Annotated in this window: 11 protein-coding genes; 2 read left to right on the forward strand and 9 right to left on the reverse strand. The window is 38.4% G+C overall.

Annotated elements, in window-relative coordinates:
• Positions 1 to 92 precede the first annotated feature (92 nt).
• Positions 93 to 896 carry an NAD kinase gene (locus BR72_RS19180; RefSeq protein WP_035435700.1) on the forward strand — a complete coding sequence of 268 codons (804 nt, stop codon included), beginning with the start codon at positions 93 to 95 and terminating at the stop codon, positions 894 to 896.
• 147 nt (positions 897 to 1,043) lie between these two features.
• Here the strand turns inward: BR72_RS19180 and BR72_RS19185 are convergent, their stop codons facing one another.
• From BR72_RS19185 to refZ, 8 genes are all read right to left on the reverse strand, one after another.
• Positions 1,044 to 2,606, reverse strand: coding sequence for an amidohydrolase (locus BR72_RS19185; protein WP_035435701.1), 1,563 nt, complete (start codon positions 2,604 to 2,606; stop codon positions 1,044 to 1,046).
• 19 nt (positions 2,607 to 2,625) lie between these two features.
• Positions 2,626 to 3,198 (reverse strand): 2'-5' RNA ligase family protein, encoded by a 573-nt coding sequence (locus tag BR72_RS19190; RefSeq protein WP_035435702.1) that lies wholly within the window; start codon positions 3,196 to 3,198, stop codon positions 2,626 to 2,628.
• Positions 3,199 to 3,327: 129 nt separating this feature from the next.
• The gene (gene mbcS / locus BR72_RS19195) at positions 3,328 to 4,914 is read right to left on the reverse strand and encodes an acyl-CoA synthetase MbcS (protein ID WP_035435703.1); all 1,587 of its coding nucleotides are present in this window, start codon (positions 4,912 to 4,914) and stop codon (positions 3,328 to 3,330) included.
• 201 nt (positions 4,915 to 5,115) lie between these two features.
• Complete coding sequence (locus tag BR72_RS19200) at positions 5,116 to 5,310, reverse strand: alpha/beta-type small acid-soluble spore protein (RefSeq protein ID WP_035435704.1); 195 nt, start codon at positions 5,308 to 5,310, stop codon at positions 5,116 to 5,118.
• Between the two features lie 79 nt (positions 5,311 to 5,389).
• Entirely contained in the window at positions 5,390 to 6,601 is a 1,212-nt protein-coding gene (thiI, locus tag BR72_RS19205) for a tRNA uracil 4-sulfurtransferase ThiI (protein ID WP_035435706.1), read from the reverse strand.
• Positions 6,602 to 6,607: 6 nt separating this feature from the next.
• Positions 6,608 to 7,750: a cysteine desulfurase family protein gene (locus BR72_RS19210; RefSeq protein WP_035435708.1), complete on the reverse strand. Its 1,143-nt coding sequence runs from the start codon at positions 7,748 to 7,750 to the stop codon at positions 6,608 to 6,610.
• Between the two features lie 259 nt (positions 7,751 to 8,009).
• Positions 8,010 to 9,719 (reverse strand): septation ring formation regulator EzrA, encoded by a 1,710-nt coding sequence (gene ezrA, locus BR72_RS19215; RefSeq protein WP_035435710.1) that lies wholly within the window; start codon positions 9,717 to 9,719, stop codon positions 8,010 to 8,012.
• 385 nt (positions 9,720 to 10,104) lie between these two features.
• Positions 10,105 to 10,743: a forespore capture DNA-binding protein RefZ gene (gene refZ, locus BR72_RS19220; protein ID WP_035435712.1), complete on the reverse strand. Its 639-nt coding sequence runs from the start codon at positions 10,741 to 10,743 to the stop codon at positions 10,105 to 10,107.
• 171 nt (positions 10,744 to 10,914) lie between these two features.
• Here refZ and BR72_RS19225 point away from each other — a divergent pair, with 171 nt between their 5' ends.
• Positions 10,915 to 11,394, forward strand: a complete 480-nt coding sequence (locus BR72_RS19225) for a GAF domain-containing protein (protein WP_035435714.1) — start codon at positions 10,915 to 10,917, stop codon at positions 11,392 to 11,394.
• Between the two features lie 235 nt (positions 11,395 to 11,629).
• Here BR72_RS19225 and megL read toward each other — a convergent pair whose 3' ends face one another.
• On the reverse strand, positions 11,630 to 12,805 hold the full coding sequence (gene megL / locus BR72_RS19230) for a methionine gamma-lyase (protein ID WP_035435716.1): 1,176 nt from the start codon (positions 12,803 to 12,805) through the stop codon (positions 11,630 to 11,632).
• Positions 12,806 to 13,009 lie beyond the last annotated feature (204 nt).

Genomic DNA, 13,009 nt, shown 5'->3' on the forward strand with positions numbered 1-13,009 from the left:
AATATAGATTTTTCTAAAAACAAAAGGATTTTTCATATTTTTATCGAAATATAATATTTGAACATATTATTTACTGCATGGAGGGATACAAAATGGAAGATCGTCGCAATTTATTTTTCTTTTACGGTGATGACAAATCAACGCTTATCGAAAAAATGACACCAGTATACGACATTTTAAAGGAAAACGGATTTACAATACTAGACCATCCAAAGAACGCAAACGCTATCGTTAGTGTTGGCGACGACGGGACATTTTTGCAGGCTGTTAGAAAAACAGGATTTCGTGATGATTGCTTATACGCAGGGGTTTCGGCAACAGATGATATTTCCTTTTACTGTGACTTCCACATCGACCATGTCGATAGCGCCCTTCAAGAAATCACAAAAAATGAAATTGAAGTAAGAAGATATCCAACCATTCAAGTAACTGTCGATCATGACACATCTTTTTATTGCCTAAATGAATTTTCACTGCGCTCTAGCGTAATTAAAACATTTGTGTTAGATGTGTACATCGATGATTTATATTTTGAAACATTCAGAGGGGATGGCTTAGTCGTTTCTACCCCAACAGGAAGCACTGCATATAATAAGTCACTAAGCGGCGCTGTCGTAGATCCATTAATTCCATGTTTCCAAGTAAGTGAGCTTGCTTCTTTAAATAACAATACGTACCGTACCCTTGGTTCTCCGTTCATCTTAAGCAACGATCGTACGTTAACATTAAAATTAACTCATAACGACAAAGATTATCCTGTTATGGGTATGGATAATGAAGCACTTAGCATTAAGCAAGTGGAAAAAGCAGTTGTTCGTTTAAGCGATAAACAAATCAAAACAGTGAAACTAAAAAACAATTCGTTCTGGGAAAAAGTACAAAGAACGTTTTTATAAAGTGAAACTTTAATCAGTGGGGGGGTTTTCATCCCCCACTGATTATTATTAGTTGAACCAATCGGGCGCATGCCAGCAGTTTTCTTCCCTGCTCTTCTCCGCCCACGAATAACGGTATAAGAAATAAAAGGCGGCATGTGCCGCCTTTTATTTCTTATACACAATCTCCCCATCCACAACCGTCATCATAACGTCTATCTCTTTTATTTCCTCTTCCTGTACGTTAAATATATCTCTATCTAATATCGTAAAATCCGCTTCATATCCCGCTGCAATTTTACCGCGGCTTTCTTCTTTTCCGATTGCATATGCGCTTCCTGTTGTGAACAGTGAAACTGCTTCAAATACTGTTAATCTTTCTTCTGGCATGTAACAGTTTCCATCCACAAAGCTCTTTCTTGTTACGGCGCTGTATATTCCTAAAAGTGGATTCACATGCTCGATTGGTGCATCCGAACCGCCTGCGCAGTGTAAACCAGCAGAGAGGAGTGTTTTCCATGCATATGCATACCGAAGCCGGTGCCCTCCTAGTTTTTCAATAACAGATGGAAAGTCAGAAGAAACGAAGACAGGCTGAATATCTAAAATCACTGGGAGCTTCTTCATGCGCTGGATTAATGCTTCACGCGCAAGCTGACAATGAATAATACGGTCACGCTGTCCTTCTTTTGGCGGATGCATTTCAAGCGCATCAATTACATATTCAAGCGATAGATCACCAATTGTATGAATAGCAACAGGCATATGGAATTCTCTTGCTTGTTTGACGAGTTCCGCAAGCTCTTCGCGAGAAAAAATCGCAACGCCATTCGTTTCCTTTGCATCTTCGTATGCTTCACTAAGTAGCGCTGTTCGACCACCAAAGGAACCGTCTGAAAAAATTTTCATTGCCCCAAACTCAATATAATGTGTATTCTCATATTGCTTACGTTCGTGTGCTACTTCATGATGAACAAGAAGATGCGCTTTAAACGACAAATTTCGAACGACTTCCGTAAAGGCATTGTATGTTTTTTGAAAACCACCATAGTAGTTTAAGTCTTCTGTATGACCGCCAACTAGTCCGTATTGCCAACAATCTTGAATTGCTGTTTGCAGTGCCTTCGTTAAATAAACTGCATCGATTTCCGGTTGAATAGGAGCGATTAAATCCTGCGCTTGTTCATACAATAAACCTGTGAATTCACCATGTTGATCACGGCCAATCTCTCCGCCTTTTGGGTCTTCTCTACCTTGCATAATCTCAGCTTTCTCAAGAATATAAGAGTTCACCAACGTTACATGACGGCAAACACGTTTCAATAGAATAGGATGATGAAGTGATAAATCATCTAAATCCCGTTTATGTACATCTTTTCGATCTGTAAAATTATTTTCATTCCAGCCCTCGCCAATAATCCATTCTCCTTGCTTCGCCCTGTTCACTCGCTCAGCAACAAGGTTTAGCACTTCCTCATAAGATGTGCATGCTGATAAATCTAGGCGAAGCAATCGTTCTCCGTGTCCGATAAGATGCATATGACTATCGACAAGACCAGGAAGCATTGTTTTCCCTTCTAAATTGACGAACTGTTTCGGCTGATACCGTTCTTCTAGTTCTTCTTTCCCTCCAGCGGCAATAATTTTACCGTTCTCTACATAAACAGCTTCGACTCCCCCTCCTTCTTCTTCCATCGTATAAATGTTTCCGCCGTGCCAAAGTTCTCCCATTTTTTCTCCCCCTTTTTTATTAGCTATGAACACTGTTTGTGACACCGGTTAACCTTTTTGAAAAAATAATCGGTGCATCCACACATTTTTTATTTTTATATTCAACTTTAATAAGCGCAATTTCACGAATAACCGCATCTACTTTCTCTATTCTGTTTGTACAATATTGAAACGCTTCATGAAACTTTTCTTCCTTTAAGTGATTAGCAATTGTACAATGCGGAATCCAATTTCCTGGAAGATATAATGAAGATGGATTGTCGCTATATTTTTTCATTTTCTCATGGAAATTGTGATGAAAATCCAATAATGTTTTTGTAGGTACAGGAGATAAAAACACTGTCTGAGATGCTAAAAATGTGCCTAATGTGCCTAGTGTTATGGGAATGCTACTCGTCTCTTGTAAAACTTGATTCATGTCTTCTATAAAAGATTCTGGCTCAATGTTTTGATAACTAGCAATTGTAATATGAGGTCTTCTATTAGGAGCTTCTTTAGAATAATAAGAAATCCCGCTTCCACACAACTCATTCCATACTGCATGTAGTTCTTTTTCTGTTGTTTCATCGAACAAAGCCATTACACCGTACATTTTCTCCCTCCAAAACATCATTTCTTATTATCTCAATTTTCTTATAATAACATTATAAAACACTCCCTCCGATTAAACAAAAAACCCAATTCTATTTGAATAGAATCGGGCAGAGTAAAGTGTGTTATATTACTTGGAGGCCAACTCCATTTCACGTTTTCGCAGCTCTACGCGGCGAATTTTACCGGAAATCGTTTTTGGCAGTTCTTTCACAAATTCAATTTTACGCGGGTATTTATAAGGCGCCGTTAATTCTTTCACATGTTCTTGTAAGAGCGGAATTAACGTGCTGTCTTGCTCATCGATATTTTCTTTTAATACGATAAAGGCTTTTACGATATTTCCTCGTATTTCATCTGGACTTGCCACAACTGCACATTCTCTGACATACGGATGTTTGACCAGTGCATCTTCCACTTCGAATGGTCCGATTGTATAGCCAGAGCTAATTATAATATCGTCGCCGCGCCCTTCAAACCAAAAGTAGCCATCTTCATCCTTTTTGGCCTGGTCACCTGTAATGTAATAATCGCCGCGAAATTGCATAGCCGTGCGCTCTTGGTCTTTATAGTACTGTTTAAATAATGCCGGTGTTTTCACATGTACGGCAATATCCCCTACTTCTCCCGGAAGAACTGGATTACCGTCCTCATCCACGATCTCAACTTGATTGCCTGGCGTTGGTTTCCCCATCGAACCAGGTTTGATGTCCATTCCTTTTAATACGCCAACAAGTAATGTATTTTCTGTTTGCCCATATCCATCACGAACCGTTACTTGAAAATACTTTCGAAATGTATCAATAACCTCTCTGTTCAATGGCTCTCCTGCTGAAACCGCACTATGCAAAGAAGAAAGATCATATTGCTGTAAGGTCTCCACTTTCGCCATTAAACGATATTCAGTCGGCGTACAGCACAGTACATTTACTTTGTTATCACTTAATAACTGTAAATATGTTTCTGGATCAAATTTCCCGTGATACACAAATCCCGTTGCACCTGAACCAAGCGTCGCAAGAAACGGACTCCACACCCACTTTTGCCACCCTGGACTTGCTGTTGCCCATACAACATCATTCTCTTCAATTGCTAACCAATTCGCAGCGCTCGTACGAAGATGAGCATAAGCCCAAGCATGCGTATGTACGACACCCTTTGGATTGCCTGTTGTTCCAGATGTATACGATAAGAAAACCATATCATCACACTTTGTTTCTGCCATTTCTAATACAGCACTCTCTGTATGAAGTGCTTCCTGTATATTATTCCAGCCTTCTAGCGGTTTTTCGCTTAATACAAACTTATGAAGAGAATGCACAGCTTCGATTCCGTCGAATTGTCCTATATACGGTTCATAACTTACAATCGCTTTTACTTCTCCGTGTTCGATTCGATATTCAATATCTTTTTTGCGCAGCATTTCTGAACTTGGAATCACGACAAATCCCGCTTTTATTGCGGCAATATACGTCATATATGTTTCAATAAGACGCGGCATCATAATAAGAAGCTTGCCCCCTTTTTGGAGACCGCTATTTATAAAAGCGTTTCCAATTTTATTCGCACCTTGTAACAATTCCTTGTATGTGACTTCTCTTTTATTCCCTTGATCATCTTGCCAAATAAGTGCAAGTCTATTTGGCTCATGTGCATAACGCTCCATCTCTTCGACTAAATTATACATCGGCGGCGCTAATAGCTCTTCCCGGTTCATACTCTTCCCCCTTTATTCTGTCCATCCTCCCTTTAATAGTATAGAATTTTCTGTAAATTTTAAACCCTCTTCTTTTGACAAATTTGTTTATATTTTGACCAATTGGCTACAATAGTAGATGTTTTCTCTTATTTTTTGACATAAAACAACAAAAAGAAAGAGCGGGAAATCCCACTCTTTCTAAGCCACTATATATGGTTGTTAGCGTTGAAAACCGCCTAATTGTTGTTCAGCCATTGCAACTAAACGTTTTGTGATTTCTCCACCAACAGATCCGTTAGCACGAGATGTTGTATCAGCTCCAAGTTGTACACCAAACTCTTGAGCGATTTCGTATTTCATTTGATCTAAAGCTGCTTCTGCTCCAGAAACTGCTAATTTGTTTGTGTTTGCCATATAGTATCACCTCCTTGTGAGTATAGAGTGTGATAAACTATATGGCTTCATACATATCTTTTAATGGTAATTTATGGTTTTAAAATAAATCTTCGAATTGTTCTTCTTCTGCTACTTCTACTGTTTGTAATACCATCTTTTCTGTATTTGCAACAGCTGATTCAATAAGCGGTGTAAAATCATAGTATGATTCAAATTTATTCGCTTTTTCACGCTTCGGTTTTGTTGTCGGACTTGCTGGTGTAAAGACTGTACAGCAATCTTCGTACGGACGAATAGAAATGTCGTACGTACCGATTTCGTTAGCAATTTTTATAATTTCTAGTTTATCCATCGCAATAAGCGGACGGATAATTGGATAATTTGTCACTTCGTTAATCGTGTGCATACTATCTAACGTTTGACTCGCTACTTGTCCAAGGCTTTCCCCTGTCGTAAGAGCAAGTGCGTTACGCTCTTCTGCAATTCGCTCTGCAATACGCATCATCATACGGCGCATAATTGTCATTGAATAGCTAGATGGAATTTCTTTATTAATTGTCTTTTGCACTTCTGTAAACGGAACAAGGTGAAGTGTCACACGTTTACAATACTTCGTTAGCTCCTGTGCTAAGTCGATTACTTTCTGCTTAGCACGCTCACTTGTAAACGGGGGACTATGAAAATGAACAGCTTCCACTGATACGCCGCGCTTCATTGCTAAGTAAGCTGCAACCGGGCTATCAATGCCACCAGAAAGAAGAAGCATTACTTTTCCACCAACACCAACTGGAAGGCCGCCAGCTCCCATGCGCTCATCACACATAATATAGCTATAACCGCTTCGAATTTCGACGCGGACATTTACATCTGGATTATGAACATCTACGGTAATATCCTCTGTATTTTGTAAAATATATCCACCAATTTCTGGAAGTAGCTCCATCGTTTGCATCGGGAAATGCTTGTAAGAACGGTGAACTGTAATTTTAAATGTTTTTACGTCACGACTTACTTGCAGAAAAGCAGCAAGGGCTCCTTTTTTAATTTCTTCTAAATCTGTTGGCACTTTCATTGCTAAGTTAAACTTATGAATACCAAACACGTCTTTTAATTTATCCGCAACCGCTTCATGATCTTCACCATTTAACTGAATATACATGCGGTCATGCGTCGCATCAATTTTTAAGTTTGGAAATTTTTTTAATTTATGTTTTACATTATCTTTTAATGTACTTACAAACTTCGAACGGTTCTTTCCTTTTGTTGTCATTTCGCCGTAGCGAACTAAAATATACTCGTATGTCATCATCTTTCCTTACCTCATCACTTCATATAATTTTGGCAATGTTTCTTTTATAATTCCTTCGAATTGTTTTACTTCTTCTATCGTATTTTCCGCAGTTAAACTAATACGAATCGCACTTTCTGCTACCGCATGCGGCAAGCCCATCGCTAGTAAAACATGGCTTACTTCGTTTGCTCTTGAAGAACAAGCAGATTTTGTTGATACATACACACCACGTTCTTCCAAAGCATGCACAACAATTTCTGGCTTTAATCCGACAAATGATACGTTTAGAATATGTGGTGCCGTCTGTTCTTTCGGTGTATTAATTGTAACATCCTTCATACCTTTAAACATGCGAATCAGTTCTTCCTTTAACTCGCGAAGATGCCCCGTATTTTCGGACTGTTTTTCTAAAGTCATTCGCAAAGCTTTGATCATCGCAACAATTCCTGGTAAGTTTTCTGTACCAGAACGGTAACGCAACTCTTGTCCACCACCCGATAAAACTGGATCGAGTCTTACACCATCACGAACATAGAGAAGTCCTGTTCCTTTTACACTATGGAACTTATGCCCCGAAATTGTGCAAAGATCAATATGACTTTCATACAAATCAAGCGGGACTTTTCCAATTCCTTGCACATGATCAACGTGGAATCGTACTTTCGGATAGTTCGTTAATAACTTCCCAACTTCATCAACCGGCTGAACCGCGCCTGTTTCGTTATTGACGTGAATCATCGAAACAAGAATGGTATCATCTCGAAGAGCACGTTTCACATCTTCTACTGATACAACACCATTTTCATTTACCGGCAAATATGTAACGTCAAAACCAAGATTTTCTAGCTGCTTATATGCTTCAAACACAGAAGCGTGTTCAATGTTTGTTGTAATCATATGCTTACCACGGGAGCGATTTCTCATCGCAATCCCCTTAATTGCAAGGTTATTTCCTTCTGTTCCTCCAGACGTAAAGACAATTTCTGAAGGCTTTACGCGAAGAAGCTGAGCTGCAATCGTACGTGATTGCGTTAATAAACGCTCTGATTCTCCTCCAAGGGAATGAATAGAAGAAGGATTTCCAAAATATTTTCCTGCAACTGTCACATAAGATTGCAAGGCTTCCGGGTACGGCTTTGTCGTCGCACTATTATCAAAGTAAATCATTGTTATTCCCCTTTCACCGATATCGAAATCCTATAAAGTGAAACTCCTTTACTTTACGAGAAAGACCTTCGTAGCGGGATAATCATATCATACACTCATGTATTTCCGCTAAGCTTACTCATAGTTTCCGTCATTAGAGCGGAAGTATGCTTTTCTGCTTTTAATGAAAAAATGCTCCATATTCCGCTATTCATTATAGCAATATTACACCATAATGCATACAAAAGTTATTTGCACAAAAAACAAACCCCTTAATCAATTAAGGAGTTTGTTCTAAGTCAACAAATTCAGCAATCTTCTGCACAATACCTGGTTCAATTTGCTCTAATACAGAAGCTGCTTGTTCTAGCGCTGCATCATATTCATATTCACGGAACAGATGCTCAGCGTTATCTAAACTTTTCGCCAACATATCATCATGACTGCGATAACGATTACCATACTGAATTAATTTCTCTACTAAATATGCTTGTTCAATTAACTCTTGTGTTGCTTCGTGAACACCATTTACAACAGCTACCGCTTCTTCTAGTGTACGATTCACCGCCCCCATATCAAGCGGCTTTAATTCTAATTGTTCATACACACTTTGCATCGCCTGCTGTCCGTTTTGCAGATCAGCCACGATACGATTTGGCAACCCAGGTAAATTCGACTTTTGCATCATGCGCTTTGATTCCGCCATCGTATGACGCATTTCCTTTAATGCCTCACGCGCTTCAAATTCTTCTTTACGCATCGTTTGCAACATGTCTTGGTACTCAGCATGAAGTACTTTTAATGTTTCACATTGCTCATAAATTTCTTCTAACTCTTCTCGAATGACAGAAAATGCGATATCTTGCTCTGCAATACGAAGTTGCAACACATCAAAACGTTTCATTAAAATGTGCATCTGTTTTTCAACCACTTTTTGAGACTCGATATCTTTATCCTGTAATTGATAACTTTGTTTCACAAATTGTGTTTCTGCTTTCGTTTCCAGTGCTTGTTCTCGAATAATCCCTAAATCTTCGTATACAGTTACCGTCTGCTGTTCCACATAATGTTTAGCTCTTACTTCTAGCTCTAACTGTTCATATAATGTATCAAGTTGCTCTTTTAACACTTCTATTTTTTCTTTTGCTTCTACTACGTGTAAAGATTCTAAATCGGCAAGGCACGTTTGCAGTTGTTTGTTCATCTCTCTTACTTCTTTTGGGATTTCCAAATGATTTAATACATAGCCTTGTTTTTTCATATCATCGTGACCTTGTGATAGATCTTCTAATTGTACTGGTAATGTCGCTTGGCATTCTACTAATAGCTCTGGTATTTCATGCACAATTACTTCCAAATGTGCTAGTCCTTCTTCTAAACTCACTACAATTTCACGCGCTTTTAAGTAATCTCCATTTTGTGTTGCTTCATCAAACGTTTGAAATTTCTTTGACTCTGCATCAAGCTGTCCTTCAATCTTCTTCTCGGCTGCGCCAAACATATGACGATGAGCAAGCACACCCTTTTTCAAATTGCGATATGTATCACGCAACTGCTCAATTTCTGAATTGTTTTTCTCATAGCTTTCCAACAATTCTTGCAGTTCATTTAAAATTTCTGTAATTCGATGATCTGCCTCATCTAAACCGCTAACGGATTCATTCATTGAATGTTTAGCTTTTCGGAAGGAAAATTGCGCGGCAAATTTCTGAGCGCTTTCTAAGTCTTTTTCTGCTTTCGGAAGAGTATTCGCAACAATTTCATCCCATTCATTGCGCCATTTTCCAAATAGCTCTTCTGTTTGTCCGGTCATCTTTAACTCTTTCACTCGTTTCAGTTCATCCGCTACAGGTTTATCCTTAATTTCTTTCTTCCATTGTCCTAGCGCTTCGATATCTTTATATAAACGATTTCTCATCACAAGTTCTACGATGAGGAAGAGCAAGATAGCACTTACGATGATGATAACGATCGTTAAGATTGAATCCATTCAAAATGCCTCCTATTTATCTGTTTTTTGTCCGTTCCGTTTTTTAAAATGGAAGGCTTTATGTAAGAAAAGGGAAATCCCCTATATTTAACAACTCGCAATGTATTAATCATACCATGTAATTATATGTTTTTGGCCTAGTTTTTCGAAAAATTTCATGAAAGAATTTACCGCTTCTAAGTCGATTCCATACACACCGTTAGCCCAAAATTATAATCACTAAAAGACTGTATATTATTTCTATGCAAAAACCATTGTGATTATATGATAGTTATACCACCATATAAGAGTTTGAAAAGGAAGATACCATTTCATAAAAAGCAAATAAAAACAGCTTATTCCCATACATATTGGCAACAAGCTGTTTTATGTTTTTTTGTTTTCTTTATACATACGCCACTCTCGGCAGAGGATATTGTAAATGCCTTATACAAAGCGTTTGCTCCATCCACTGCTCTACTTCCTTCATATACATTTCAATAAAAAAGATTTCTGACGGAAAAGAATGCAGCACTTCTGATATATATTGCGGATATAAATACGGCATACTGATCATTCCCTTTAACTGCGTCATAAACATCGTGAATGATACATTTTGAAATTCTTTCTTTTCTTGCCCTTGTCTAATAAGTTGCTCTATATAGTATCTCTCTTTTGAAAAGTAGATCGTCATGATTTCGCGAATTAACGTGCTATCTAACGAAAGTTCCCTGTAGAAAAATCGAGTAAGTTCTCTTCTCTCAAATTGATATTGTAAAATGTTTCTCACCATCTGAAATAAAACTTCTTTTGCAGACAAAAAATTTCGCTGTTCAAATGTCATTTCAACAATACGTAAGTAGCCCTCTAAAAAGTCTGATACCAACTGTTCCAGCAGCCCCTGTTTTCCAGAGAAATAATAGGAAATATTTGCAACATTGACATCTGCTTGTTTTGCTATATCACGCACTGATGTACCATTATAGCCTTTTGCATAAAATAATGAAATTGCCGCATCGATAATCTTCTGTCTTGCCTGTGTCATACACTCACTCCTCCCGCTATTTGTGGGCAGTAAAAACACGATTAATTGAACTTGATGTAAATTTCTTGACTTTTAAGACAAATTCCTTTATTTTTCTATCGACAAAGTCTTGCGAATTATCGCTTATTTTGCAATAATTTTACATTTACCTACAGAAAGGGCGGCGTTTCCATGTTCACAGCAGAAAATTTTACTGGTACACGCGAGGAGCAATACAAGGCAGTAATCAAACAACTCGATGCTCTATTAACAGGTGAGTCAAATGTAGTAGCTAACTTAGCAAATGCATCCGCTTTACTCAATGTGTTTTTGCAAGATATTAACTGGGTAGGTTTTTATGTAACAGAAGGAAATCAGCTTGTACTTGGGCCATTTCAAGGATTACCAGCTTGTGTTCGTATTCCATTTGGCCGTGGTGTATGCGGAGTGGCAGCAGAAACGAAAACAACACAGCTTGTCGCTGATGTTCACAAGTTCCCTGGACATATCGCCTGCGATGCAGCCTCTAATTCAGAAATTGTTATACCGCTAATCAAAAACAATGAAGTCATCGGCGTATTAGACATCGATAGCCCAAACAAAGGACGCTTTGATGAAATCGATCAAACATATTTAGAAGAATTTGTCGATATTTTATTGAAACATATATAATGCAAAGGAGCTGACCTTAAGGTCAGCTCCTTCTTAATGCACTTGCGGTGTCGAACATCGTTGACAGGTCTTTATCCCGCATTAACGGGCAGTAAAAGCTGCAGAAGAGCAGGGAAGAAAACTGCCCGTAAAAGCCCGATTGGTGAGAGCTTTCCATCAGTGGGAAAGGCGTCACTGATGGAAGTTTCACTTTATATTGTGTCGAAGCACCGATATATTGTAGACAGCGGTCTTCTTACGATAAAGCTGTTTTTTCTTTTTGTAGTGCCTGAGCTAAGTCACCTACAATATCTTCCCAGGACTCAAGCCCTGCAGATAAGCGTAATAAGTTATCAGAAATCCCCATTTGCTCACGAACATGTTTTGGAATCACCGCATGTGTCATCGTTGCTGGGTGCTGAATTAACGTTTCTGTATCACCAAGACTCACTGCAATGGCAATTAATTTCAAGTTATCCATTACAGCTTGCGCCTCTTCTTTTCCGCCTTTTACTGTAAATGACAACACACCGCCTCCGCGCTTCATTTGTTTATTTGCAAGCAACCCTTCCGGATACCAAACATCTTCCACTAGTTCATGATTTCGGAGAAAAGCAGCAATTTTTTCCGCATTTTCAGAGTGGCGATCCATCCGCACTGCTAATGTTTTTAAACCTCGTAAAAGTAACCATGCATCAAACGGTGCCATTATCCCGCCTACATCTTTACGAATCGGACGAATTTTTTCAGCAATATCTTTCGTTTTACAAATTGTAACACCCGCTACTACATCGCCATGACCACCAATATATTTTGTCGCACTATGCAACACAACATCGCAGCCTAATGTCAGCGGTCTTTGCAAGTATGGTGAACAAAATGTATTATCAACAATAACGAGCAATCCATGCTGCTTCGCTACTTTAACAACAAGTTCTAAATCAATTAATTTCATCGTTGGATTAATCGGTGTTTCTACAAAAATGATTTTCGTATTCGGCTGAATACTATATTTAATTTCCTCTGCTGTCTCCATTTCGCATAATGTATGCGTAATTGCAAATTTCTCTTCTAACACTTCTAAAAAGCCATACGTACAACCGTATAGACCATTCGAACAAACAATATGATCTCCCGCTTTTAAAAAGGCTAAAAGTGTTCCCGAAATTGCTGCCATACCAGAGCCAAATGCCAGTGCCGCTTCCCCTCCTTCTAATGCTGCCATTCTTTCCTCAAATAACTCAACTGTCGGATTTCCAAGTCTAGAATAAATATAAGCTGAATCATACCCTGCAAAGCTTGCTTCTCCTTGCTGCGCTGTTTCAAATGTATACGTAGATGTTTGAAATAACGGCGGTGTTAAACTTCCTTTATGCTGCGTGGCATCATACCCATGATGAATTAACGTCGTTTCGATATGTTTCTTTTTCATACAAACATCCCCCTTATATCTCATCCTATGTAAGCGTTTTCTATCTGTTGCTATCCTTTCCATGAGCATTTACAAAATTCCTTCTTGCATTTTTCCAAAATTTGAATGTATAAAATGAAATTTGATGTTCTTGACTCCCTCCTAATAAACAGATATAATAGCCTTTGTGTAAAATAAAAAGGCAGCTTTGTAATATGAGTTTAT

The sequence above is a fragment of the Bacillus sp. UNC322MFChir4.1 genome, assembly GCF_000746135.1.
Taxonomy (GTDB): Bacteria; Bacillota; Bacilli; order Bacillales; family Bacillaceae_G; genus Bacillus_A.

Excerpts from the sequence above, each read along its gene's own strand:
- thiI (WP_035435706.1), bottom strand. The coding sequence starts at position 6,601 with ATGATGACATACGAGTATATTTTAGTTCGCTACGGCGAAATGACAACA.
- mbcS (WP_035435703.1), bottom strand. The coding sequence starts at position 4,914 with ATGAACCGGGAAGAGCTATTAGCGCCGCCGATGTATAATTTAGTCGAA.
- megL (WP_035435716.1), bottom strand. The coding sequence starts at position 12,805 with ATGAAAAAGAAACATATCGAAACGACGTTAATTCATCATGGGTATGAT.
- BR72_RS19210 (WP_035435708.1), bottom strand. The coding sequence starts at position 7,750 with ATGATTTACTTTGATAATAGTGCGACGACAAAGCCGTACCCGGAAGCC.
- refZ (WP_035435712.1), bottom strand. The coding sequence starts at position 10,743 with ATGACACAGGCAAGACAGAAGATTATCGATGCGGCAATTTCATTATTT.
- ezrA (WP_035435710.1), bottom strand. The coding sequence starts at position 9,719 with ATGGATTCAATCTTAACGATCGTTATCATCATCGTAAGTGCTATCTTG.
- BR72_RS19185 (WP_035435701.1), bottom strand. The coding sequence starts at position 2,606 with ATGGGAGAACTTTGGCACGGCGGAAACATTTATACGATGGAAGAAGAA.
- BR72_RS19225 (WP_035435714.1), top strand. The coding sequence starts at position 10,915 with ATGTTCACAGCAGAAAATTTTACTGGTACACGCGAGGAGCAATACAAG.
- BR72_RS19180 (WP_035435700.1), top strand. The coding sequence starts at position 93 with ATGGAAGATCGTCGCAATTTATTTTTCTTTTACGGTGATGACAAATCA.
- BR72_RS19200 (WP_035435704.1), bottom strand. The coding sequence starts at position 5,310 with ATGGCAAACACAAACAAATTAGCAGTTTCTGGAGCAGAAGCAGCTTTA.
- BR72_RS19190 (WP_035435702.1), bottom strand. The coding sequence starts at position 3,198 with ATGTACGGTGTAATGGCTTTGTTCGATGAAACAACAGAAAAAGAACTA.